The sequence below is a fragment of the Ornithinimicrobium sp. F0845 genome, from assembly GCF_023015765.1.
Classification (GTDB): domain Bacteria; phylum Actinomycetota; class Actinomycetes; order Actinomycetales; family Dermatophilaceae; genus Ornithinicoccus.
In genome coordinates this window covers 68,921-91,399 of sequence record NZ_JALKAL010000018.1, presented here as the reverse complement: position 1 = coordinate 91,399, position 22,479 = coordinate 68,921, and the positions used below count along the sequence as shown (strand labels likewise).

The window sequence follows — 22,479 nt, the reverse complement described above, 5'->3', positions numbered from 1 at the left end:
GTGGCGCCCACGTCCAGGGCCTCGGAGGGCCCGCCGAGGACGATCGGGATGATCTGCGCGTCGCAGGCCAGCCGGCGGATGGTCCCGGCCGACAGGTGCTGCCCGGTGCCGGTCCGCCCACCGCCGGGAACCTTCCCGGCCAGGGCGTCGTGGTTGATGGTGACCTGGATCTTGGCCTTCTCGGTCACCGGGGTGCCCTCGGGGGCTGCCACGCCCCGGCCGATGATCTCCACCAGCGCATCGGCCCGGCGCTGTGCCGCGGTGCGCGGGTCGAACTGCCGCACCCCGTGCTCATCGGCCCCGGGCCGGGGCCTGGACAACGGGTCCAGCGCCGCTTCCAGGATCGCCTCGCCCTCGGCGTCCAGCAGCAGCTGCCACTCGGCCAGGCCGGCGACGGACCCGATCTTGCGCAGCAACCGCCGCGCCCCCTGGGTGTTGTCATTGTCCTCATCGTCGTCGGGCTCGACCAGCTGCTCCTTGGTGCGGGAGGCGATCTCGGACAACCCGGCCACACCGGTGCTCTCCACCACATCGGTCATCAGGTCGGTCACCGCCTGCAACGACTCGGGTGTGGCGATCGGGGTCAGGTCCTGGGTCATCCGCACGATCACATTCGCCCGGGCCACCCGGGCGGTCCCATCGACCACCTTCGCCGACAACGCCTCAAACCGCTCATCATCCAAGGACCCGGCGACCCGGGCCGTGGCCAGCGCCTCGGAACGGTCGATGCGGGGCGCCCAGGTGGTGATCCAGTCCGCGACCTTGTGCCCGGACTGGCCCGGCAGCCCCCGGCTGACCGCCTCATGCGTAGCCGCGGTCATCAACGACTGCGCGGCCTGCACCAACGCCTGCGCCGCCCCCACCACCTCACCCAACGCGACCTCCGGCAACGAGGCCAACGGGAACTCCCCAGCCAACATCTGAGTCATGTGCGCCGACCCCGCCAGGAACTCCGGCACCTCATGCTCGGAGGAGGTCAACGGCAAACCCTGGTCCTGGGCGCCCTGTCCGGCACCTGCCGTGTCGTCCGGACCACCCAGGGCCGGATCCATCTCTGGGTCTAGGTCCGGGACCAACGGTCCGGCGTTGCTTTCGCGCAACGGCCCGGTCCCGATCAGCGGGGTGTAGCGCACCCGGCCACTGGTGGCGGCGGACTCAGTCAGCGCAGCTTCCTCTGCAGCGGTCAGTTGGCCGCTGTCCAGAGTCGTCTGCTGCTCCATACGACAAACCTAGACGCCACCACCGACAATGCCCTGACCAGGCGAAACGCTGAAATTCGACGTGTGAAACCAGTCGTGAGGAGCGTGCCCGAGTGGTTTGGCCTCAGGGACCGGTGGCGATCGGGCGCTCGGGGTCGGTGATCCAGTCGCTCCACGAGCCGATGTACACGGCCGGGTCATAGACGCCGACCTCGGCAACCTCCATGGCCAGCGCCATGTGGCAGGCCTGGATGCCGGAGCCGCAGTAGATCGCGGTCCGCTTGTCCGGCTGGATCCCGCGCGCGGTGAAGCGCAGCTCGAGGTCGTCGGCGGGCAGAAACCGGCCCGACTCGTCGACGTTCTTCAGCGCAGGGATGCTGATCGCCCCGGGGATGTGTCCGGCCACGGGGTCGATGACCTCGTTCTCCCCACGGAACCGGTCGGCCGGACGGGAGTCGACCACCTGGTGGCGGTCCAGGTAGTGCTCGACCCCGTCGGCGTCCAGGAGCCGGCGCCCGCCCGGGGTGAGCACGATGTCACCGCGCTCGATCTGGGGCTCACTGGTCTCCGTCGGCAGGCCGGCGGCCAGCCATGCGGCATACCCGCCGTCGAGCACCCGGACGTCGTCCTTGCCGTAGTAGCTCAGCAGCCACCAGGCGCGGGCCGCGCCGAGGGAGTTGGCCGCGTCGTAGACCACCACCGATCGGGTGTCGGTGACCCCGGCAGCCTGAAAAGCCTCCTGCGCGTCGGCCAGCCGTGGCATGGGGTGGCGCCCGCCTCGCCCGTCCTCGGTCTGCTGGCTCGCCAGCCCGGGCTTCATGGATATGAAGGCGGCACCTGGGAGGTGCCCGGCAAGGTACTCGGCGCGACTCTGTCCAGGACTGGCGTCCAGACTCCACCGGATGTCGAGCAGCACCGGACGCTCGTCGGGGTCCTCAGCCGCGAGCAGGTCGGCGAGTTCGGCGGGATCGATCAGCAGGTCGGACACAGCCCGAGCCTACGACCTGCCGGTCAGTTCGCGAACCGGGCCGAAGCGCCGGGCACAGGTTGCCGCTCAGCCGGCGAACCGCGCCGCCGCGCGGGCCCGTGCCTTGGCGGCCTCGACCTCCCGGTCCTTGGGCGGCGCGCTGGTCACCAGCGCGTCCAGCAGCTCCTGGGTGATCTGCGCGATGTGCTCGACGGCGTGGTCGAACGCCTCCTGGTTGGCCTGGGACGGCTTGGTGGCTCCGCTGACCTTGCGGACATACTGCAGGGCGGCGGATTGCACCTCGTCCCGGGTGGCGGGCGGCGCGAAGTTGTTGAGCGGTCGGATGTTGCGGCACATGCCCCCACGATCCCACGGCGGTACCGTGTCCGCCATGAGTCCCGCGCAGGAGGAAGCCCACCCGCTGGCCCCGACCCCGCCGGAGCTGCTGCCCACCGCGGTGAAGGTCCGACACATAGCCAACTGGGTCAATCTCTCGACCCTGCTCGGGCTGGGGGTCGCCCGTGCTGGCGGGGCGGACGTGCGGTCCGGCCCCCGCAAGCTCTACCTCGCCGAGCACTACCGCTGGCGCTTCCCGGCCGGCGGTGCCTTCACGGTCGGCGACGTGGTGATCACCCGGCACGACATCGACGATCTCTGCGCCCGCCGCCCACACCTGCTCGAGCACGAGGAGGCGCACAGCCGGCAGTGGATGGCCTGCCTGGGACTGCCCTTCCTGCCGCTATACGTCGCGTCCATGGGCTGGTCGTGGCTGCGCACCGGCGACCGTGCGTCCTACTCATTCTTCGAGCGCAGCGCCGACCTCGAGAAGGGTGGCTACAGGGACGTGCCGCCGCGGCCGCTCATGCCGGTGATTGCTGCGGGAGCCCGGCAGGCGATGGCCTTCATCACCGGGCGCCGGTCGGCGGACACCGGCGTCGAGGTGGGCACCAACCGTCCCGACTGACGGGCGAGGTGTACGCCCCGAGACGGTCGGCTCAGTTCCTCGCGGTCGGTTCAGCACTCGGGCAGGGACCAGTCCTGTTCCGGACCGTAGCGGTGGCCATGCCCCAGACCCGGATCGAGCGAGGCCGGCAGATCAAGCGCTGTGGTCGCATAGCTCAGCCCCGGGAGCCACGTGGTCGGCCAGTCCTGCGGGCGCTGCCACGCGGTCCGGACGGCCAGGTGGGCGACCGGGTCGTCGGCGTTGTGGAGACTGCGCTCGCGCGGGTGACCCGAGAGGGCCCCGCCCGGAGCGCCCGACCAGACCACACCGCATACTGCCTGCGGGTCCACGCCAGCGAGGGCCTCCTGGCCGGCCAGCGCGCCCAGGGACTCCCCGAACAGGTAGACATCCGGCTGCTCCGCCTCAGGCAGCGCGTCCACCTCCTCGATCACCCCGGATAGCAGAGTCTCCGCGGACCGCATCGCCGGCTCCTGGTCGATGAGGAAGCTCCACCAGCTGGGCAGGTCGCCGTACTGCGCCGACACCACCGCGACGTCGCCACCGAGCTGGGCCTCGAAGGCCTCGACCGCCGCATCGTTGACCCAGCCGCTCCCGGTGGGCAGCGCGACGACGATCGCCCCGCGCTCGAGCCCGCCGTCCGCGACCATCCGCTCGACAGCCAGGTCCGCACCCTCCTCGGGCGTGGCCGCCTCGGTGACCCGCACGAAGGAGCGCGACGCGCCCAGCGGCGAGGAGGTGAGCATCACGTGGTCGGCGTCGAGCGTCTTGCGCAGCGGCGCCAGCAGATCGGCGGGGGCCGAGGCCGCGGTCGTCACGGTGACGCCGGCCAGGAGGGCAGCAGCCAGCGGGCCCGGCCCCCGGAGCCGGGTGACCCGCGCCAGACGCCGTCCACCGACGCCGACAGCCAGGCCCCCAGCGAGCACCGCCAGCGCACAGACACCAGCGACCAGCCAGTATGTCGTGGGAAGGGCCGGCATGCCGAGCGCGGCGGCCTGCGTGGTCAGGTGGGCCTGGGTCAGCCAGGCGAGCAGCGCGAGGGCGATCGTGCTGCCGGCGAGGGCCGTCCAGTCGCGGCGCCCCGGGTCGGCGGACTCTGGGGTTGCTCGCACGCGTCGCGCCACATCGTGCCTCGCCCCCTGGACACGCACGCGCCGCGCCACCCCGAGGATGCCGAGCGCGATCAACACGAGGGCACCGGTCAGCAGGCCCTGGACGAGCGCCGGGCGGGGGAGCAGCGACGGCACCATCGACAGCGCGACCGCCGCACCGACGGTCAGGGTCGTTGCGGTGCGAGGCGGTGGGGGAGCGGTCCTGGGGAACATGCCTCGACGCTAGGAATCCGCAGCACCGCGCCGGGTCACCCGTCGGAGCCAACCTGCGGCCGACGATCCGGGCCGATGGCGGACCGTGGTCACCCTCGCGGTGGGCACGGAACTCACTCCTGGGTATGACAGGTCGGCGGGCCCCGCGCCGATACCGTCGAGCCATGAGACGACGCGTGGCGCGCGGGGCGCGTGGATTCGGCCGTGCCCTCGGCTGGGTGACGGTGCGCCCGGTCAACTGGCTGGTCGTGCGCCCGGTCCGCTGGGTCGGGGCCCGCGGGCTGGACTTCGTCACCCGTCACGGGACTCTCCTGGTGTGGCTCGCCACCGCGATCATGATGGCCATCGCCTGGCCGACCGTGGGACTGACCCACGAGGTCCCGGACAGCCTGTGGCCGATGGTCGCGGCGCTCGGTGTCCTGCCGCTGCTGTGGCTCCGCGTCGCGCCCTTCCTGGGCTGGGTCACCTGGGTGATCCCGGCTGCCATCATCCCGCTGGTCTTCCCGCCCCGGCCGCCGGGCACCGGCCCAACCGTCGAGTCGGTCAGTCCAGACCTCGGGGTTCCGCAGGCGAACGACGTCAGCACGACGGCCGGGGGCTTCCCGTGGCAGATCAGTTCCTTCATCGTGCTGCTCGCCCTGCTCATCGCGGTGGGCGTGACCGAGACCCCGGAACGCGTCGGGCTCACCTTCCTGGGCACCGCCTTCCTCTTCCTGGCCCACCTGCCCTCCGGTATGACGCCGGGCTGGGTCTTCGGTGCCGCCGCCTTCCTGGGGCTCGGGCTGCTGCTGCGGGGCCTGTTCCGTTCGCGACGGGAGGCCGCCGAGCAGGCGCGGCGGGCCGAGGAACAGACCCGCCGGGCCGAACTCGAGCAGGCCAGGGCCGTCCTCGCTGAGGAGCGGACGCGGATCGCCCGCGACCTGCACGACGTGGTCGCCCACCGGATGTCCATGGTGGTCGTGCAGGCCCAGTCGGCGCAGTACCGCCTGGGTGGGGTCACCCCCGAGGTCGCAGCCGAGTTCGAGTCGGTCGCCGGCCAGGCGCGCGAGGCCCTCAACGAGGTGCGGGCCATGCTCGGTGTGCTGCGCAGCGAGGACCACGCGCCCGAGCAGGCGCCCCAGCCGGGGACCGAGGACGTCCTGCGCCTGCTCCGGTCCACCAGCGAGGCGGGGGTGGACCTCACCTGGTCGGTCACGGGGGAGACCGAGCCCGGCTCGGCGACCGCGATGGTCCTCTTCCGGGTGCTGCAGGAGTCGCTGGCCAACGCCTCCCGCCACGCACCCGGCGCGTGGGTGCGGGTCGACCTCGACTATGGGGCCGAGGTGCGGGTGCGGATCGTCAGCGGACCCGGCCACGGACACCCGAGAGACACCTCGGGCAGCGGGGGACACGGCATACCCGGTATGTCGGCACGCGCCGCGTCCGTGAGCGGCCGGTTGAGCGCCGGTCCCGCGAGCGACGGCAGCTGGGTGGTCAGCGCTGTCCTCCCGTCCCGGGCCGTAGGGTGACTTCCATGGTGAGCGTGCTGATCGCCGACGACCAGGCCATGGTGCGGCAGGGGTTCGGGGCCCTGCTGGCCGCGCAGCCCGACATCCAGGTGGTCGGTGACGCCCCGGACGGGGCCGCCGCGGTCCGCGAGGTGGTGCGGCTGCAGCCCGACGTGGTGCTGATGGACGTCCGGATGCCGGAGATGAACGGTCTGGACGCGGCAGCCGAGATCTTCCGCCGCCGCCTGGACCCCGCACCCCGGGTCCTCATGCTGACGACCTTCGACATCGACGACTACGTCTATGAGGCACTGCGGATCGGAGCCAGCGGCTTCATGCTCAAGGACGCCCCGGCGGAGGAGCTGATCCGGGCCGTGCGGCTGGTCGCCGCGGGGGAGGCGCTGCTGGCACCGTCGGTGACGCGACGCCTCATCGAGGAGGTGACCCGCCGCCGCTCCGACGTGCGCCCAGCTGCCGAGCTGGCCAGGCTGACACCGCGCGAGCGGGAGGTACTGGAGCTGGTCGCCGCCGGACTGTCCAACGCCGAGATCGGGCAGCGGCTCTTCGTGGCGGAGCAGACGGTCAAGACGCACGTCGGCAAGGTGCTCGGCAAGCTGGGGCTGCGCGACCGGGCGCAGGCCGTGGTCTACGCCTACGAGTCGGGCGTGGTCCGCCCGGGGACCTGACCGGCGGGCGGGGCTAGCGACCGGCTGCCCTGCCATTAGGCTCGCGGACTGTGGGAGGAGATGGCTACACGGCGCACGACCGTCAGCGGTGGGTGGCCGAGGACCCGGCGCAGAAGCGACTCGACCGGGACGACTTCGCGCGGGACCGGGGGCGCGTCATCCACTCCGCCGGGCTCCGGCGCCTGTCCGCGACCACCCAGGTCGTGTCCCCGGACTCCGACGACTTCGTCCGCAACCGCCTGACCCACTCCCTGGAGGTCGCCCAGATCGGCCGGGAGTTCGGGGCCGCTCTCGGGTGCTCGGCCGACCTTGTCGACACCGCCTGCCTCGCCCACGACATCGGCCACCCGCCGTTCGGGCACAACGGCGAGACCGCGCTGGACGCAATCGCCGCGGACATCGGTGGGTTCGAGGGCAACGCCCAGACGCTGCGGGTGCTGACCCGGCTGGAGGCCAAGCGCTCCCACGCCGACGGCCGGTCGGCGGGCCTGAACCTGACCCGCGCCAGCCTGGACGCGGCCACCAAGTACCCCTGGCCCCGCGGTGCCGCACCGACTCCCACCCACAAGTTCGGGGTGTATCCCGACGATGCCGAGGTCTTCGCGTGGTTGCGTGAGGGGGCGCCGCCCGAGCCGGGGCGTCGGTGCCTGGAGGCCCAGGTCATGGACTGGGCCGACGACGTCGCGTACTGCGTGCACGACGTGGAGGACGGCATCGCCTCCGGCCGGGTCGACCCGGCCGCGCTGCGGTCGAGCGTCGAGCAGGAGGCCGTGCTCGTCGTCGCCCGGGAGTCCTACGCCCCGGACCTCAGCGGCGACGCGCTGACCGAGGCGCTGCAGCGGCTCCTCGGCTCCGGATGGGTCCCGGCGTCCCACGACGGCAGCCGGGCCGACCTCGCCGCGCTCAAGGACATGACGAGCCGGCTCATCGGGCGCTTCGTGCGCACGGTCGAGCAGAGCACGCGGGAGCGCCACGGTGAGGGCGTGCTCACCCGCTATGCCGCCGACCTGGTGGTGCCGGATCCGGTGCGGGCGGAGACCGCGGTGCTCAAGGCTGTCGCCGCGCACTACGTCATGCGCAGTGACGAGCGCATCGACCTGATGGACCGCCAGCGCGAGGTCGTGGGTGACCTCGTGCGCCACTTCCTGGACCGGCCAGAGGCGATGGACCCACTGCACCGCCACACCAGGGAGGCCGCCCGCCGGAGCGGTGACGACGCTGCGGAGCTGCGCGCCGTGGTGGACCAGGTCGCCTCGCTCTCGGACGTGCGTGCCCTCATGGTGCACGCATCCCTCGCGTCCTAGCAGCTGCCCCACACCGGCGCCGTCCTCGTCTCGACGGCGGTCCTCTGGCGGCGAACGTGACCAACACCGCAGGCGAACACCCATCCCGTGTCCATCGCAGCCTCAGGTCTCGACTAGGCTGTTCGCCGGAAGTCGGTGCCCCAGGGGGCAGTTCGTCGCCGCACCGGCTCGACTGGGAGGAAAGTATGAAGCGAGTGATGACTGGTGTCGTGGCGGCTGCCTTGATGGTGCCGGCCCTGACCGCGTGCGGTGGCAGCGACGACTTCTGTGAGGCCGCGCCGCAGGACATCGACACCAGCGACCCGGCCGCGATGCAGGAGGCCCTCGAGGGTATCGCCGACCAGGCGCCGGACGAGGTGCGTGACGATGTCGACGTGATCATCGAGCAGCTGAGGCTGGTCGAGGAGGACCCGGCGAGCATCGACGTCGACGCGGTCAACACGGCGGTCGAGAACCTCACCACCTGGGAGGAGGAGAACTGCTGAGCAGTTCCCTCTGACGAAGCACAGCCCCTGGCGCACCGCGCCGGGGGCTGCGTCGTCTCCGGATCCGAGTGGTGGCCCGGGACCGTCTGACACTGGTCGGGGGAGGCGCGCGCACGGCATACTGCCGCGCGTCGTGACGCAGACTGAACCTTTTGCGTGTCCGGGACGACAGAGTGGGGAAGAGCACCGGCGCGAGGCACGAGAGGAGGGCGGCCGTGGTGACGACCGACCCCGCCTACAGCGAGTTCGTGCTGTCGCGCCAGGCGCGCCTGCGTCGCGTGGCGGTGCTGCTGTGCGGTGACCCGGACCAGGGCGAGGACCTGCTCCAGGAAGCGTTCGTGGCCCTCGCGGAGAAATGGGAGAAGGTCGAGCACCCGGACGCCTTCGTGCGCACGGTGCTCGCCCGGCAGCGGGTCTCGTGGTGGCGGCGCAGACGCCACGAGGTGATCTCTGAGACGGTGCCGGACCGCGGTCTTGACCTCTGCCACCAGGCGGTGGGCGGATGCGCTCGCAGCTGGCGGCTCGCGAGGCCGTCGGCCAGGACGAGGAGGGATGGCGATGCGCGACCGTGATGACGACCTGCGGGTGCTGCTCGAGGAGGCCTCCGGCGGCGGTCGGGGCCGGGTGCTCCAGCCGGACGACACCTGGGCCAGGGGACGGCAGCGGCGGACCCGCACGCGGGTGGGTGCCAGCGCCCTGGGCGTGGTGGCGCTCACGGCGGTCGGCGGCCTCGTGTGGCAGACGGTGCTCGGTGGCTCGGACGGGTCCCGACAGGTGGGGGTGGCGACGCTGCCCGCGGGGTTCACGACCTTCGTGCTGGCCGCACCGGATGCTCCTGCGGACCTGCCCGAGGACCTCGACGGTCTGGTCGTGCCCTCCCCGGAGGATCTCGTGGGGACCGACTGGGCGCTGCGCCAGGAGATCTGGGGGAGCGACCAGACCTCCGTGGAGGTGGTCGGCTCCGCTGCGGAGACCACGTTCTCCTTCGCCGGGCAGGACCTCCCGGCCCAGGGCTAGGGCTTCGGCGCCGACGACTGCGGGGGCGGCTGGTTCCAGGAGGGGCTGACACTCACCGACGCCGGGCTCTTCCCCCCGGGGGACCTGGGCACGGACGACCAGGGCTGTCTCGAGCCGGCCCAGACCGCCGAGGACTTCTGGATCGACGTGCTCAGCCACGGCGGCTCGCTCCACCAGCTCGGCGACGACTGGCTGCTGCTCTCGGTCGACACCTCGTGGGCCGGCGTCGAGCAGCCACCTCCCGTGAGCGGCGTCGGCACGGCTCGGCTCGACTTCATCCGGGTCGGGGCGGACCCGGACGCCGTCGACACCTCGCGGCCGGAGCGCGCCCCGAGCAACGAGGAGCTCGCCGCGACCCGTTGGACGCTGCTGGAGTGGGTGGACGGCGGCGGCGTGCTCGCCGATCTGATGGACGACCCGTCCCTGCTGGGCCTGCGCTGGGCGGACGACTTCCCCGACTTGCTCGTCCTCGCCTACGACGGCTGCGACCTGGTCAGCGTGCGGACCCAGGGCGTGGATGCCGTCGGTGGCACGGTGCCTCCCGAGGGCGTCGAGACCGTCGTGGAGACCGGCGCCCGGTGTCCCGGCGCGGAGACGGCCTCGCCCGTGCTGGCGGAGGCGCTCCTGAACCCCGCGCAGTTCACGCTGGTCGGCGAGGACCTGCTCGTGGCCCGGCTGGTGCTGCCGGACCGCGACAGCGTGCAGGACTGACCCCCCGGGGGGCGACTGGTGCGGGAACCCGGCCCCTCGGCATACTCCCGGTCAGTCCTCGTCGGGATCCGGGACGGGCTCGGCACCCTGCGCCTCGTCCCGATCGGCCCACTCCAGCAGCGGGGCGATGTCATAGACCGCGTCGTCGATGCCCGCGTGCAGGTCGCCGAGCTCGGCATAGCGGTCCGGCATCGTCACGATCGTGAAGTCCGCGGGGTCGGCGTCGGGCACCTCGTCCCAGGTGAGCGGGGCACTGACCCTCGCGTCGGGACGTCCGCGGACGGAGTATGCCGCGGCGATGGTGTGGTCTCTCGCGTTCTGGTTGTAGTCGACGAAGACCTGCGTGGGGTCGCGGTCCTTGCGCCACCAGGTGGTCGTCGCGTCGTCGGTGCGGCGCTCGACCTCGCGCGCGAACGCGAGGGCGGCGCGGCGGACGTCCTGGAAGCCGTGGTCCGGGGGGACCCGCACGTAGATGTGCAGCCCCTTGCTGCCGGTGGTTTTGGGCCAGCCGGTGGCCCCGAGCTCGTCGAGCACCTCCTGCGCGACGCCCGCCACCCGCTTGACGGTCGCGAAGTCGCACTCCTCGCCCGGGTCGAGGTCGATGCGCCACTCGTCCGGGCGCTCCACGTCGGCGCGGCGGCTGTTCCAGGGGTGGAACTCCACGGTCGACATCTGGACCGCCCAGATCACGCTGGCCAGCTCGGTGACGCACAGCTCGTTGGCGGTGCGGTTCCACCGGGGGAAGGTGACGTGGGCGGTCTCGACCCACTCTGGCGCCCCGTGGGGGAGCCGCTTCTGGTGGACCTTCTCACCCTCGATGCCCTCCGGGAAGCGGTGCAGCATGCAAGGGCGCTCCCGCAGGGCGTTGACGATGCCGTCGCCCACCGACAGGTAGTAGTTGGCCAGGTCGAGCTTGGTGTGCCCGCCCTCGGGGAAGTAGACGCGGTCGGGGTTGGAGATGCGCACGGTGCGCTCGCCGACCTCAAGCTCGATCGCGGGTGACTTCGACGCGGCCATGCCCCGATCATGTCACTGCGGTCTGTCATGATCGGCCCATGACGACCTCTGGGGTGCGCACCCGCATGGTGCAGACGGACCGGCTCAACACCTTCGTGCGCGAGGCGGGTGACCCCTCGGCGCCCGTCCTCGTGTTGGTGCACGGCAACGTGAGCTCATCGGTGTTCTTTGACGCGCTTATCGAGGAGCTGTCTGACACCTTCCGGGTCATCGCCCCCGACTACCGCGGCTATGGCGGGTCGGAGCGCCGTACGATCGACGCGACCCGCGGCGTGGCCGACTTCTCCGACGACCTCGCGGCGCTCCTGGACGCCCTGGAGATCACGGCACCCGTCGACCTGCTCGGCTGGTCCGCGGGCGGCAACATCGTCCTGCAGTTGGCGATCGACCACCCCGGGCGGGTCCGCAGCCTGATTCTCGAGGCCGGAGGGTCGCCCTACGGCTTCGGCGGCACCCACGGCCTGGACGGGGCCCCGACGGCGGAGGACTTCGCCGGCTCCGGTGGCGGCACGGCCAACCCAGACTTCTGCCAGCGGCTCGCCGCGGGGGACCGGGGCGAGGAGCCCACCAGCCCGATCACGACCCTGCGCGCCTTTTACGTCAAGCCGGGCTTCACCTTCGACGCCGAGGTCGAGCAGCGCTACCTCGACGGGATGCTGGACACCTCCGTCGGCGACGACGTCTACCCCGGCGACAGCACGACGTCGGAGAACTGGCCGGGACTCGCCCCGGGCACCACGGGCATGAACAACGCCCTGTCGCCCAAGTACCTCAACCAGCGCGCCTTCGCCGACCTGGACCCGGCCCCGCCCGTGCTGTGGATCCGCGGCGCCGACGACCAGATCGTCTCCGACACCTCGATGTTCGACCTCGCCCAGCTCGGCAAGCTCGGCGCGGTCCCCGGCTATCCCGGCGAGGACGTCTGCCCGACCCAGCCGATGGTCAGCCAGCTGCGCTCGGTCCTGGAGGCGGCGGGCGACTTCACCGAGATCGTCTACGAGGACTGCGGTCACAGCCCGCACCTGGAGCACCCGGAGCGTTTCGTGGCCGACGTGCGCAGCTTCCTGGTCTGAGCGGGTTGGGGAAGACCCGGTCTGCGTGACACCGTGACGGCCTAGACTCACGGCAACCGGGAAGGAGGGTCGGTGGCCGGACTGATCAGGCCGGAGGACGTGCAGGCCGTCAAGGAGCGCACCTCCATCGAGGACGTCGTGCGCGAGCACGTCACCCTGCGCCCCGGCGGCACCGGGTCCCTCAAGGGGCTCTGCCCGTTCCACGACGAGAAGACCCCGTCGTTCAACGTGCGGCCGGCCGTCGGCGCCTGGCACTGCTTCGGCTGTGGCGAGGGCGGAGACGTCATCTCCTTCGTCATGAAGATCGACCACCTGACCTTCGCGGAGTCGGTCGAGCGGCTCGCCGGCAAGCTCGGCATGGAGCTGCGGTATGACGAGAGCACCGGCGGGCGTGGTCGTCGCGACGGCGAGGGTGGGCTCGGGCGACGGGCGCGGCTGGTTGAGGCACACCGGGCGGCCGCGGAGTTCTATGCGAGCGCGTTCGCCGAGAGCCCGGAGGGGCAGACCGCCCGCGACTTCCTGGCCGCCAAGGGGTTCGGGCTGGACGATGCGGCCATCTTCCAGGTCGGCTACGCGCCCCAGTCGGGCGAGGCGCTGACCCGGCACCTGCGGGCCAAGGAGTTCACCGACGACGAGCTGGTGATCAGTGGTCTCTCCGGGCGGGGGAGCCGGGGGCTCTATGACCGGTTCCGCGGCCGGGTGCTCTGGCCGATCCGCGACATCACCGGCGACACGGTCGGCTTCGGGGCACGGCGGATCTTCGACGAGGACCGGATCCAGGCGAAGTACCTCAACACCTCAGAGACGCCGATCTACCGCAAGACCTCCGTCCTCTATGGGCTCGACCTGGCCAAGAAGTCGATGGCTGAGCAGCGCCGCGCGGTGGTGGTGGAGGGCTACACCGATGTGATGGCCTGTCACCTGGCCGGGGTCGACACCGCTGTCGCCACGTGTGGGACGGCCTTCGGCGTCGACCACATCAAGATGCTGCGACGCATCCTGCGCGACGAGCCCGGCCTGTCCCCGGCCCGCGTGGTCTTCACCTTCGACGGTGACGCCGCCGGTCAGAAGGCCGCGATGCGGGCCTTCGCCGAGGACCAGCGCTGGGCGAGCCAGTCCTACGTCGCGGTCGCCCCGGCCGGCCAGGACCCCAACGACCTGCGCCTGTCCGGTGGTGATGAGCCGGTCCGCGAGCTTGTCGAGGGCGCCGTGCCGCTCTTCGAGTTCGCGGTCCGCTCCACGATCGCTCCCTACGACCTGAACCGTGCAGAGGAGCGCGTCTCGGCGATGCGGGCTGCCGCGCCGATCCTGGCGGGCATCCGCGACTCGGCGCTGCGGCCCGAGTATGTCCGGACGGTCGCCGGATGGCTCGGGATGCCGGTCGAGCGGGTGGGGGCCGAGGTGGCCCGGGCCGGCCGGGCACCCCAGCGCTCCCCCCATCGTCCGCCACAGCCCTCCGCCGGACCGTCGCAGGGGGAGGCGCCACCGCAGGTGCCGGTGCTGCCCGCGCCCGACCTGCGGGACCCGCTGGTCGCCGCCGAGCGGCAGCTGCTCCAGGTGGTGCTGCAGTACCCCACGACCCTGGACGACCAGGTCGTCGCCGAGATCCCGACGGAGGGGTTCCGTGCACCGGCCCACCGGGCGGTTCTCGAGGGCGTGCGAGCCGGGGGCGGGCTGGCGACCGCGCGGACCCTCAGCAGCCAGGGGTGGGCCGCCGCCGTGTCCAGCGCGACGCGCGAGGAGGCGCGGCCGCTGGTCCACGAGATGGCGGTCGCCGCGCTGCCGGTGACCCTGGAGCCGGCCAGCGGGCTGCCGCCGCGGCGGTATGTCGACTCCCTGGTGAGCCGCGTGGTCGAGGCCGGTGTCGCCGGGCGCATCGCCGACGCACTGAGCGCCCTGCAGCGGGCCGAGCCGGGCAGTCACCAGGAACGGGCGCTGGCCGAGGAGCTGTCCGTGCTGTATCGCGAGCGGGCACGGTTGCGTGCCCAGATGGAGTGAGTCGATGGTCTGGGGACGCCGCGCATCCGCGAGGCCACCGGAGGCGGTGCTCAAGGCCGGGGTGCCCGACGGCGACCGCCTCGTCGCCGCCGCCCGGGACGAGCTCACCGGTGACTGGGTCCTGGCCGCTCGCACCCAGGTAAGCGTCGTGGCGGAGGGGGGCGACGTCATACTCTCCAACCCGTGGCTGGCGGTCGAGGCCGGCGCCTGGGACCCCGAGTCCGACGTGCTGCGTGTCACCTGGGTGGGGGAGGGCGTGCCGGCGCGGTGGAAGTTCACCGGGAGCGGAGCACGCCTGTTCACCGACACATTCCGGGACCGCGTCCAGGCGAGCGTCGTGCTCGTGCGCGAGGTCGACCTCGGGCCCGGCCGCAAGACCCGCGTCGCGATCCGCAAGGACCTCGCGACGCGCGAGCTCCGCGAACAGGTGGTACCCGGCAGGGGGGTGCGGTCGGACGACACCGAGCTGGCCGATGAGGTCGCCGTGGCACGCGCCACACTGCGCGACCAGAGTGGCTTACCACCGGTCGGTGCGTGATAGAGTCTCTCCTCGCTGCCCCTTTGGGGGTGTGGCACCTTCCCCTGTAGCTCAATTGGCAGAGCAGCCGGCTGTTAACCGGCAGGTTGTTGGTTCGAGTCCAACCGGGGGAGCACCGTGAAAAGGCCCCTGAACTGCGGAAACGCAAGTTTGGGGGTCTTCTCCTTTCGAGTGCAGCGACTATCCATCGTTCGCAGCTGGTTGCCTGTCGACCGAGGAGCTGCCTCTGACCCCTCTCGGTCGCGTCTGGGCACGCCAGGGGCTCAAGGCGCGGGGCCGGCGCCTGCCGAACCCTCCGCACGCGTGTCCATCGGTGCCCCTGAAGGGTCCGAATAGTGCACCAGAGGCGAGCGCGTCACCGCGGCGCACGCGCGGGCGATCCGGGAGGCGGCCGCGCGGCGCGGACACGAGGACCGTGTCCGCGAGCTGTCCGCACGCGGGCGAGAGCGGTACGCCGACCTGCTCGAGCGTCTCGGACGCTGACGCTTGGAGTATCTGACCACGGAGGACCTGATCGCCCTGGCCGCGGACCTGGGCGTGGGGCCGATTCAGGACCTTGGCCTGCTGGACTCCGCTGCCCACCGCCCCAGCGCCAGCGTCTTCGGACGTGACGCCTATCCGGACATCGATGCCAAGGCCGGCGCGCTCCTGGAGTCCATCGTCGTCAACCACCCGCTCGTCGATGGCAACAAACGGCTGGGATGGCTCGCGGTAGTCGTGTTCTACGGCCTCAACGGCATCGATCTTCGGGCACCCGACGACAACGCGTACGACCTGGTCATCGCCGTCGCCAGCCGCACGGCGGACCACCAGGTGGCAACTCGCCACTTGGCCAAGTGGCACTAGTTCGAGTTAATGGCTCGCGGCACTAGCGTGCGTCCCACGACGACCCGGATCTCGTGGCGAGATCCGGGTCGTCCTCGGTGTGTGGCCCGGTGTGTGGGTCAGCCCCCGCCGCCACCCAGGCCAACCGGAATCGGAGCCACCGGGGGAGGTGCGTCCGCGTCGCCCACCTTTCCTGCGGACCTCGCCCGTCGGCGCTGTCGGTTCTCGACAGCCTCGGCGACCTTGCTGAGGCCGTAATTGAGGAGGATGAAGAGCACGGCCGCCACGACATACGCGGGCAGGGTTGCGGACTCGGCCGACCCCAGCTGGCGCGCACGGGTGACCAGCTCGGGGTAGAGGATGAGATAACCCAGCGCGGTGTCCTTGGTGATCACGATGATCTGGCTGACCAGTGTCGGGAGCATCGCCGTCAGGGACTGCGGGATCAGGATCGACCGGCGCACCTGGGACGGGGAGAGGCCAATCGACAGTCCCGCCTCGCGCTGCCCCGCCGGCAGCGAGGCGACGCCATTGCGGATCACCTCGCACAGGACCGCCGAGTTATACATCGTCAGGCCGAAGACCACACCGATGAGCGGGTTGATGGAGTCGGGGAACCATCCGCGGTGCACGAGGAACCAGAACGCGAACAGCATCATGATCAGCACCGGGACGGCGCGGAAGAACTCCACGACGATGCCGGCCAGCCACCGCAGTGGTGCCAGGTCGGACATCCTGGCCATCGCCAGAGCCAGTGCCAGGACCATCGAGAGCACGATCGAGATCGCGGCGGCCCGCAGCGTGTCCCAGATGCCGGGCCACAGGTAGTTGGTCCACGCGTTGGACGTCAGGATCCAGTCCCAGCGCGCTGCGGTCAGCTGGCCCTTCTCGTCGAGGCGCCCGTAGACCACATAGAGCACGCCGAGGATGATCAGGGCCCCGATGACGGCCATGATGCGATACCGCATCCGCGCCTTCGGGCCTGGTGCGTCGAACAGGACGCGGGTCGTGTCGCTCATCGCTTCACCGCCAGTCGTGCGGACAGGTAGCTGGTCAGCATGCCCATCGGGAGGGTCAGGATGACGAAGCCGAGCGCCACGACCGCGAACCCGAGCATCAGCAGGGCCGGCTCGAACTCGGCGATGGCCTTCATCCGGTAGGCCGTCTCCGCAACGCCGATGGCCGCGACGACAGTGGTGTTCTTGGTCAGTGCGATCAACACGTTGCCCAGCGGGGTGATCGCCCCGCGGAAGGCCTGCGGCAGGATGACCTGGGTCATGCTCTGGCTGAAGGTGAGTCCGATGGAACGGGCCGCCTCGGCCTGTCCGAGGGGGATGGTGTTGACGCCGCTGCGCAGCGCCTCGCAGACGAACGCCGCGTGATAGACGCTCAGACCGAGCACCGCCAGCCGGAAGCCGTTGTCGACGATGAAGGTGTCGGACTCGCGGGAGGCGAGCTCGATGCCCAGCTGACCCCACAGCCCGAGGCTGCAGAACAGCACGATCAGGGTCAGGGGCGTGTTGCGGAGCAGCGTCACATAGGTGGTGCCGACCCACTCGAAGATCCGCACGGGCGACACCCGCATGATCGCCAGGATGGTGCCGAGGACCAACGAGATGACGGCGGAGTAGGCGGTCAGCTTGATGGTCATCCAGAACGCCGCCAGGAGTTGATACTCCTCGATCAGCTCAGTCATGGGACTCCCGTAGGTGACGTGGTCGGTGAACCGGTGCGACCGGCATACTCCCTAGAAGAGCGAGAGAGTATGCCGGTCGGTCATCCGATCAGGCGCAGTGCCCGCCCGCTTCGGCCGGGTTGGTCTCGGGGTTCGGGGTGTAGCCGGCGGCGCCGACGTTGTCCTCGATGATCTGGTCCATCGTGCCGTCCTCCCAGAGGGCGGTGAGGGCCTCGTTGACCTCCTCGCAGCGGTCGTCCTCCTGGTTGAGGCCGACGCCGTAGAGCTCCTCGCTGAACGGCGCACCGACCACCTTGAGCTTGCCCGCGAAGGCGTCCTGGGCCGCGAAGCCGGCCAGGATCACGTCGTCGGTGGTCACGGCGTCGATCGTGCCGTTGGCAAGCTGCTCGACGCACTCGGAGTAGGTGCCGTACTCCTGCAACTGCACGCCGGGGACCTCCTCCTTGACGTTCTCGGCGGAGGTCGAGCCGGTGACCGAGCACAGGATCTTGCCGTCCAGGTCGTCCGGGCCGGCGATGTCGCTGTCCTGGGCGACCAGGAGGTCCTGACCGGCGACGAAGTAGGGACCCGCGAACTGCACGGACTCCTTGCGGGAGTCGGTGATCGAGTAGGTGGCGAAGATCATGTCGACCTGTCCGGCCTGCAGCATGGTCTCGCGCTGGGCGGACGGGGACTCCACGAACTCGATGTCGTCCTCGGAGTAGCCCATCTTCTCGGCCACGGCGCGGGCCACGTCGACGTCCATGCCGACGTAGTTGTCGCCGTCCTTCAGCCCCAGACCCGGCTGGTCGAACTTGATGCCGATCTTCAGGCCGTCGCCGCCACCGCCGGCCTCGGCCGTCGTGCCACCGTCGTCGTCGCCACCATCGTCACTGCCACAGGCGCTGAGGATGAGGGCTCCGGCCGCAAGCACGGCCATGAGGCGGAAGGGATTGCGCTTCATGCTGTCGTCTCCTTAGTAGGTGTTGCGTCAGTGGGTCAGGATCTTGCCGAGGAAGTCCTTGGCGCGATCTGTCTGGGGGTTGGTGAAGAACTCCTCGGGGGTGTTCTCCTCGAGGATCGCGCCGTCGGACATGAAGACAACGCGGTCTGCGGCCTTGCGGGCGAAGCCCATCTCGTGGGTGACGACGATCATCGTCATGCCGGACTTGGCCAGCTCGACCATCACGTCGAGCACCTCGTTGATCATCTCGGGGTCCAGGGCCGAGGTCGGCTCGTCGAAGAGCATGACGGTCGGCTCCATGGCCAGTGATCTGGCGATCGCCACGCGCTGCTGCTGACCACCGGAGAGCTGGGCAGGATATTTCGCGGCCTGGTGGGCGACACCCACTCTCTCCAGCAGCTCCATGGCTCGCTTTTTGGCGGCGGCGCTCTTGACGCCGCGGACCTTGGTGGGGCCCATCGTGACGTTCTCGAGGATCGTCTTGTGCGAAAACAGGTTGAAGGACTGGAAGACCATGCCGACGTCGGCGCGGAGCCGGGCGAGCGCCTTGCCCTCCTGTGGCAGGGTCTCACCGCCGATGGTGATCGAGCCTGACTCGTAGGTCTCCAGGCGGTTGATGGTGCGGCACAAGGTCGACTTGCCCGAGCCGGACGGCCCGATCACGACAACGACCTCGCCGCGGTGGACCGTCAGGTTGATGTCCTGGAGAACGTGCAGGTCACCGAAGTGCTTGTTGACGTTCTCGAGCACCACCAGAGGCTCGGTGGAGGGCTCGGGGAAACCCGTGGCGTCTTCGCTCATGGCAGGCACCCTACTTATCCGGGCCCCAGACGCGTAGCAAATACACGCAGCCGTAACCGAATCGAGTCCTAACGCCCAGCCTCGACCGGCTGCGCGGCGCGCTCGCGTTAGGATCGACCGCGCACGGGGCCAGTAGCTCAGCCGGTTAGAGCAACGGACTCATAATCCGTCGGTCCAGGGTTCAAGCCCCTGCTGGCCCACCAACGCTCCCGCAGTTCACGCATTCGTGGCGCGCCCGCCGGTGCCCGATCCCGGCCGGACCTCGGGCGCACCCCGACTGGTCCACCCGCCGCGCGGGTCACTAGGCTGACGAATCATCCGGACCGCTGGCCGCGTGGCCCCGCTCGGACATCTGCGGCGGGGCCCAGACGGTCATCTCAGAGAAGGACTGTCGCATGACCACGCACCACGAACTGCCAACATCCGACGACCTCGACCTGCTGAGTGCGCGGACGGAGCACGCCCTCTCCATCTACCTGCCGACCTCCCCGAGCCCACAGGAGCGGAACGTCGCGCAGGCGACCGTCAAGAGCGCCTTCGACGAGGCCGCGCGGCGCCTCAAGGAGGACGGTGCCACGCACGGCCTGATCGAGTCGCTGCGCAGGCAGTGGCAGGCCGTCGACGAGGACAGCGAGCTGTGGGGCAAGCTGTCATCCTCGCTCGCCATCTTCCTGGCGCCGGAGGTCAACGAGGTCTTCGTGCTCCCCAACAAGCTGGAGCCGCAGTCGCAGCTGTCCGACCACTTTGACCTCGGACAGCTGCTCCGCTCGGTGACCTACCCGCACGAGGCCTACGCGCTGACCCTCTCCGCCAACAGCTGGCAGCTGTGGCACGCCACCGCCGACGCGCGGATCGCGCCGCTGGAGCTGGAGGGTGACTACCCCACGGACGCCGCGGACGCCACCAACCGCGAGACGATCCGGGGCCGCGACAAGAACCGCGGCCTCGTCGGGGACGAGGGCAAGAAGGCCCTGCTCGACAAGTACGCGCACCGCGTGGCCGAGGCTGTCACCACCGAGCTGAACCGGCGTCGTGTCCGGGCCGACACTCCGTTCTTCCTCTTCGCGGCCGAGCCGCTGCTCAGCCAGTTCACCGACCGGTTCGACCGCGAGGTCATCCAGGTCCAGGGTGCTGCCGAACGTGTCGGGGCCGACCAGCTGGACGACCAGGTGCGCCAGGGCCTGGACCGCCACTTCGCCGAGCGGGTGAACACCCGCATGGCACGGATCGCCGACACGGTCTCCAGCGGACTGGTCGCCACCGACCTGGTGGACATCTCCAAGGCCGCCACGCGCGGACTGGTGGACACGCTGCTGTTCAATTTCACCGTCGACGTCTACGGGCGCATCGACGAGGTCAGCGGTGCCCTGGAGCGGGTGGCCGACGGCGAGCGGTTCCTCCCGGACGGCGCCACGGCCTACGACCTGCTCTCCCAGCTGGCTGTGCGCGTGCTCCGCCAGGGCGGCACGGTGCTCGCGGTCCGTGACGACGAGGTGTCGCACGAGCTGTGGAACTCCCTCGCCGTGGCCCAGCTGCGTGGCCCGCTGGGCTGAGCGAGACGGCCACCAGCGGCGTGTCGCTGACCGCGGCACGCCGGGACACTTGATACTCGTGTGACAAGAGAGCACAATGGGTCGCGTCACGCGATGCGACACCCGATCGCGTGTGGTGTGCAGGCCGTTGGGGAAGACGTCCCTCGCACCACACAGGAGGTTCCGGATGTCTGCTGTGACGCCGCGTATCGTGACGCGCGGGGTGGTGTTCATTCACTCCACCCCCACTGCGTTGTGCCCGCACATCACCTGGGCGCTCGAGGGGGTCCTCGACACCAGGGTGTCCCTCGACTGGGTCCCGCAGCCGGCCCAGCCCGGCACCATGCGGGCCGAGTTCTCCTGGACCGGCGACGCCGGCACCGGGGCATACCTTGCCAGCGCCATGCGCGGCTGGGACGGCCTGCGCTACGAGGTCGTCGAGGAAGCCAGCCGCGGGTGCGACGCCGCCCGCTGGACCCACACGCCCGAATTGGGCATCCACCACAGCCGGCTGTCCGCCAACGGTGACGTCGTCGTCAACGAGGACCGGATCCGCAGCATCGTGGAGGAGTCCAGCGGCAACATGGCGGTGCTGACCGCGGAGCTGGACCGTGCCCTGGGCTCGGCCTGGGACGCCGAGCTGGAGGACTTCCGCCACGCCGGCGAGGGCGCTCCGGTGAAGTGGCTGCACAAGGTCAGCTGACCTGACCTCTCCCGGCAGTATGCCGAGGCGCGGCTGATGCGGCCCGTGCCTGTCGACATACTGCCCAGCAGTGCGCGTGTCACCTCCTGGACGCGCGCGCCCGGACCTCCTCGTGGATGGCCAGCATCCGATCCGAGGAGTGCTCCCAGTTGAAGGTCTCGGCCTGGACTCGCGCCCGCTCCCGCGCGCCCTCCCGCTGACTCAGCTCGAGCACGGCGTCCGCGAACAACGCAGGGTCCGACGGGGCCGCGATGCCGCCGTCGCGCACCACCTCGGCCAGGGCACCCTCGTCCGGGCAGACGGTCGGAACTCCGCAGGCCAGCGCCTCGAGCGCCGCGAGCCCGAACGTCTCCAGCGGCCCCGGGGCGATGGCGACGTCGGCGCGGCGCATCACGGTCGCCAGCTCGGTGCGGCCGTGGATGTAGGAGTGGAAGGTCACCGGCAGGTCGTCCGCACGCTCCATGAGCGCGCTGCGCAGCGGGCCCTGGCCGAGGACGGTGAGGTGCGCGTCGACCCCGCGCTCCACCAGGGCACGCAGCGTCTCGATGGACAGCTGCGGGTTCTTCTCCGGCGCCAGGCGCCCGCAGTGGATGATGTGCAGCGTCTCGCCCGAGCGGCGCCGCCCGTCCGGCGTGAGGCGCTCATGGGTGTCGTCGGGGTGGAAGACCTCCAGGTCGACGCCGAGCTCCACCACCCTGGCCGGGATGCCCAGTCGATGGAACTCCTCGGCCGCGAACCGGCTCGGGCACACGATCTCGTCGTAGTCGTGGGCGCTGCGGGTGTTGACGAAGTCGGCCGCCCACACCGCCGGCACGTCGGGCACGGGGGTGCGCCGGACCATGATCCCGGTCATGTTCTCGTGGCTGATCATGATGCTGCCGACGCCACGACGGCGGGCCCAGCGACCCAGCCACCGCAGGGTCGAGCGGTCGGAGACCTCGATCGTGTCCGGGGCGAGCTGCTCCATCAGGCGCCGGAGCCCGGCTCGACCCCACATCAGGGAGTAGCCGGTCCTCGGGATCGGCGTGGCCGGCACCCGGTAGACCGTGCCCTGTGACTCCTCGGTGACCGGCTCCTCGCCCTTGGAGGCGGGGATGATGAGCGATACCCGGTGCCCGCGGTCGCGATAGACCTCGCCCCAGTGCCGGAGCGCGGTCTTGATCCCGCCGGAGGTGGGGCTGACGAAGTTCGCGACCCGGAGAATGTGCATA

24 protein-coding genes and 2 tRNA genes are annotated in these 22,479 nt (G+C 70.8%); 16 read left to right on the top strand and 10 right to left on the bottom strand.

Translation table 11 applies throughout. From position 1 onward, the window contains the following. The 3 genes from MWU75_RS18560 to MWU75_RS18550 all read right to left on the bottom strand — a co-directional run. On the bottom strand, positions 1–1,220 hold a 1,220-nt coding region (locus MWU75_RS18560; RefSeq protein WP_247093746.1), incomplete at its 3' end, for a DUF222 domain-containing protein. 103 nt (positions 1,221–1,323) lie between these two features. Next, the gene (locus tag MWU75_RS18555) at positions 1,324–2,187 is read right to left on the bottom strand and encodes a sulfurtransferase (protein WP_247093744.1); all 864 of its coding nucleotides are present in this window, start codon (positions 2,185–2,187) and stop codon (positions 1,324–1,326) included. Positions 2,188–2,253: 66 nt separating this feature from the next. Further along, positions 2,254–2,523 (bottom strand): DUF2277 domain-containing protein, encoded by a 270-nt coding sequence (locus MWU75_RS18550; protein WP_247093742.1) that lies wholly within the window; start codon positions 2,521–2,523, stop codon positions 2,254–2,256. A gap of 34 nt (positions 2,524–2,557) precedes the next feature. On the opposite strand from MWU75_RS18550, the gene MWU75_RS18545 reads away from it, so the two are divergent. Beyond that, complete coding sequence (locus MWU75_RS18545) at positions 2,558–3,130, top strand: hypothetical protein (RefSeq protein ID WP_247093740.1); 573 nt, start codon at positions 2,558–2,560, stop codon at positions 3,128–3,130. Between the two features lie 50 nt (positions 3,131–3,180). Here the strand turns inward: MWU75_RS18545 and MWU75_RS18540 are convergent, their stop codons facing one another. Continuing rightward, a complete protein-coding gene (locus MWU75_RS18540; protein ID WP_247093738.1) occupies positions 3,181–4,452 on the bottom strand; it encodes an alpha/beta-hydrolase family protein in 1,272 nt (423 codons plus the stop codon). 164 nt (positions 4,453–4,616) lie between these two features. On the opposite strand from MWU75_RS18540, the gene MWU75_RS18535 reads away from it, so the two are divergent. From MWU75_RS18535 to MWU75_RS18505, 7 genes are all read left to right on the top strand, one after another. Further along, positions 4,617–5,960: a histidine kinase gene (locus MWU75_RS18535; protein WP_247093736.1), complete on the top strand. Its 1,344-nt coding sequence runs from the start codon at positions 4,617–4,619 to the stop codon at positions 5,958–5,960. Between the two features lie 5 nt (positions 5,961–5,965). Further along, positions 5,966–6,625: a response regulator transcription factor gene (locus MWU75_RS18530; protein WP_247093734.1), complete on the top strand. Its 660-nt coding sequence runs from the start codon at positions 5,966–5,968 to the stop codon at positions 6,623–6,625. A 50-nt stretch (positions 6,626–6,675) separates the two neighbouring features. Continuing rightward, positions 6,676–7,929 (top strand): deoxyguanosinetriphosphate triphosphohydrolase, encoded by a 1,254-nt coding sequence (locus MWU75_RS18525; protein ID WP_247093732.1) that lies wholly within the window; start codon positions 6,676–6,678, stop codon positions 7,927–7,929. 185 nt (positions 7,930–8,114) lie between these two features. Beyond that, positions 8,115–8,414, top strand: a complete 300-nt coding sequence (locus tag MWU75_RS18520) for a hypothetical protein (RefSeq protein ID WP_247093730.1) — start codon at positions 8,115–8,117, stop codon at positions 8,412–8,414. A 215-nt stretch (positions 8,415–8,629) separates the two neighbouring features. Beyond that, positions 8,630–8,986, top strand: coding sequence for a sigma factor (locus MWU75_RS18515; protein ID WP_247093728.1), 357 nt, complete (start codon positions 8,630–8,632; stop codon positions 8,984–8,986). Further along, on the top strand, positions 8,973–9,431 hold the full coding sequence (locus tag MWU75_RS18510; protein ID WP_247093726.1) for a hypothetical protein: 459 nt from the start codon (positions 8,973–8,975) through the stop codon (positions 9,429–9,431). Before MWU75_RS18515 ends, MWU75_RS18510 begins: the two co-directional genes overlap by 14 nt. A gap of 147 nt (positions 9,432–9,578) precedes the next feature. Then, positions 9,579–10,142 carry a hypothetical protein gene (locus tag MWU75_RS18505; RefSeq protein ID WP_247093724.1) on the top strand — a complete coding sequence of 188 codons (564 nt, stop codon included), beginning with the start codon at positions 9,579–9,581 and terminating at the stop codon, positions 10,140–10,142. 51 nt (positions 10,143–10,193) lie between these two features. Here MWU75_RS18505 and ligD read toward each other — a convergent pair whose 3' ends face one another. Then, complete coding sequence (gene ligD, locus MWU75_RS18500) at positions 10,194–11,159, bottom strand: non-homologous end-joining DNA ligase (RefSeq protein ID WP_247093722.1); 966 nt, start codon at positions 11,157–11,159, stop codon at positions 10,194–10,196. Positions 11,160–11,197: 38 nt separating this feature from the next. On the opposite strand from ligD, the gene MWU75_RS18495 reads away from it, so the two are divergent. The 5 genes from MWU75_RS18495 (at position 11,198) to MWU75_RS18475 (ending at position 15,614) form a co-directional block, all read left to right on the top strand. Beyond that, positions 11,198–12,232 (top strand): alpha/beta hydrolase, encoded by a 1,035-nt coding sequence (locus MWU75_RS18495; protein ID WP_247093720.1) that lies wholly within the window; start codon positions 11,198–11,200, stop codon positions 12,230–12,232. 72 nt (positions 12,233–12,304) lie between these two features. Then, positions 12,305–14,230, top strand: a complete 1,926-nt coding sequence (gene dnaG, locus MWU75_RS18490) for a DNA primase (RefSeq protein ID WP_247093719.1) — start codon at positions 12,305–12,307, stop codon at positions 14,228–14,230. 4 nt (positions 14,231–14,234) lie between these two features. Further along, positions 14,235–14,768, top strand: coding sequence for a hypothetical protein (locus MWU75_RS18485; RefSeq protein ID WP_247093717.1), 534 nt, complete (start codon positions 14,235–14,237; stop codon positions 14,766–14,768). A gap of 40 nt (positions 14,769–14,808) precedes the next feature. After that, positions 14,809–14,881, top strand: a tRNA-Asn gene (locus MWU75_RS18480). Between the two features lie 373 nt (positions 14,882–15,254). Beyond that, the gene (locus MWU75_RS18475) at positions 15,255–15,614 is read left to right on the top strand and encodes a Fic family protein (protein WP_247093715.1); all 360 of its coding nucleotides are present in this window, start codon (positions 15,255–15,257) and stop codon (positions 15,612–15,614) included. 98 nt (positions 15,615–15,712) lie between these two features. Here MWU75_RS18475 and MWU75_RS18470 read toward each other — a convergent pair whose 3' ends face one another. From MWU75_RS18470 to MWU75_RS18455, 4 genes are all read right to left on the bottom strand, one after another. Next, the gene (locus tag MWU75_RS18470) at positions 15,713–16,612 is read right to left on the bottom strand and encodes an amino acid ABC transporter permease (RefSeq protein WP_247093713.1); all 900 of its coding nucleotides are present in this window, start codon (positions 16,610–16,612) and stop codon (positions 15,713–15,715) included. Next, complete coding sequence (locus tag MWU75_RS18465) at positions 16,609–17,289, bottom strand: amino acid ABC transporter permease (RefSeq protein WP_247093711.1); 681 nt, start codon at positions 17,287–17,289, stop codon at positions 16,609–16,611. Before MWU75_RS18465 ends, MWU75_RS18470 begins: the two co-directional genes overlap by 4 nt. 88 nt (positions 17,290–17,377) lie before the next feature. Further along, positions 17,378–18,232, bottom strand: a complete 855-nt coding sequence (locus MWU75_RS18460) for a glutamate ABC transporter substrate-binding protein (protein ID WP_247093709.1) — start codon at positions 18,230–18,232, stop codon at positions 17,378–17,380. 27 nt (positions 18,233–18,259) lie between these two features. Next, positions 18,260–18,988: an amino acid ABC transporter ATP-binding protein gene (locus MWU75_RS18455; protein WP_247093754.1), complete on the bottom strand. Its 729-nt coding sequence runs from the start codon at positions 18,986–18,988 to the stop codon at positions 18,260–18,262. Positions 18,989–19,159: 171 nt separating this feature from the next. Between MWU75_RS18455 and MWU75_RS18450 the strand changes: the two genes are divergently transcribed. The 3 genes from MWU75_RS18450 (at position 19,160) to MWU75_RS18440 (ending at position 21,268) form a co-directional block, all read left to right on the top strand. After that, a tRNA-Ile gene (locus MWU75_RS18450) sits at positions 19,160–19,236 on the top strand. Positions 19,237–19,428: 192 nt separating this feature from the next. Next, positions 19,429–20,586 (top strand): hypothetical protein, encoded by a 1,158-nt coding sequence (locus tag MWU75_RS18445; RefSeq protein WP_247093707.1) that lies wholly within the window; start codon positions 19,429–19,431, stop codon positions 20,584–20,586. A 166-nt stretch (positions 20,587–20,752) separates the two neighbouring features. After that, entirely contained in the window at positions 20,753–21,268 is a 516-nt protein-coding gene (locus MWU75_RS18440) for a DUF3145 domain-containing protein (RefSeq protein WP_247093705.1), read from the top strand. 79 nt (positions 21,269–21,347) lie between these two features. Here MWU75_RS18440 and MWU75_RS18435 read toward each other — a convergent pair whose 3' ends face one another. Then, on the bottom strand, positions 21,348–22,478 hold the full coding sequence (locus MWU75_RS18435; protein ID WP_247093702.1) for a glycosyltransferase: 1,131 nt from the start codon (positions 22,476–22,478) through the stop codon (positions 21,348–21,350). Position 22,479: the final 1 nt, after the last annotated feature.

Excerpts from the sequence above, each read along its gene's own strand:
- MWU75_RS18435 (WP_247093702.1), bottom strand. The coding sequence starts at position 22,478 with ATGCACATTCTCCGGGTCGCGAACTTCGTCAGCCCCACCTCCGGCGGG.
- MWU75_RS18460 (WP_247093709.1), bottom strand. The coding sequence starts at position 18,232 with ATGAAGCGCAATCCCTTCCGCCTCATGGCCGTGCTTGCGGCCGGAGCC.
- MWU75_RS18535 (WP_247093736.1), top strand. The coding sequence starts at position 4,617 with ATGAGACGACGCGTGGCGCGCGGGGCGCGTGGATTCGGCCGTGCCCTC.
- MWU75_RS18530 (WP_247093734.1), top strand. The coding sequence starts at position 5,966 with ATGGTGAGCGTGCTGATCGCCGACGACCAGGCCATGGTGCGGCAGGGG.
- MWU75_RS18465 (WP_247093711.1), bottom strand. The coding sequence starts at position 17,289 with ATGACTGAGCTGATCGAGGAGTATCAACTCCTGGCGGCGTTCTGGATG.
- ligD (WP_247093722.1), bottom strand. The coding sequence starts at position 11,159 with ATGGCCGCGTCGAAGTCACCCGCGATCGAGCTTGAGGTCGGCGAGCGC.
- MWU75_RS18440 (WP_247093705.1), top strand. The coding sequence starts at position 20,753 with ATGTCTGCTGTGACGCCGCGTATCGTGACGCGCGGGGTGGTGTTCATT.
- MWU75_RS18445 (WP_247093707.1), top strand. The coding sequence starts at position 19,429 with ATGACCACGCACCACGAACTGCCAACATCCGACGACCTCGACCTGCTG.
- MWU75_RS18540 (WP_247093738.1), bottom strand. The coding sequence starts at position 4,452 with ATGTTCCCCAGGACCGCTCCCCCACCGCCTCGCACCGCAACGACCCTG.
- MWU75_RS18545 (WP_247093740.1), top strand. The coding sequence starts at position 2,558 with ATGAGTCCCGCGCAGGAGGAAGCCCACCCGCTGGCCCCGACCCCGCCG.
- MWU75_RS18470 (WP_247093713.1), bottom strand. The coding sequence starts at position 16,612 with ATGAGCGACACGACCCGCGTCCTGTTCGACGCACCAGGCCCGAAGGCG.
- MWU75_RS18485 (WP_247093717.1), top strand. The coding sequence starts at position 14,235 with ATGGTCTGGGGACGCCGCGCATCCGCGAGGCCACCGGAGGCGGTGCTC.
- MWU75_RS18520 (WP_247093730.1), top strand. The coding sequence starts at position 8,115 with ATGAAGCGAGTGATGACTGGTGTCGTGGCGGCTGCCTTGATGGTGCCG.
- MWU75_RS18495 (WP_247093720.1), top strand. The coding sequence starts at position 11,198 with ATGACGACCTCTGGGGTGCGCACCCGCATGGTGCAGACGGACCGGCTC.
- MWU75_RS18510 (WP_247093726.1), top strand. The coding sequence starts at position 8,973 with ATGCGCGACCGTGATGACGACCTGCGGGTGCTGCTCGAGGAGGCCTCC.
- MWU75_RS18550 (WP_247093742.1), bottom strand. The coding sequence starts at position 2,523 with ATGTGCCGCAACATCCGACCGCTCAACAACTTCGCGCCGCCCGCCACC.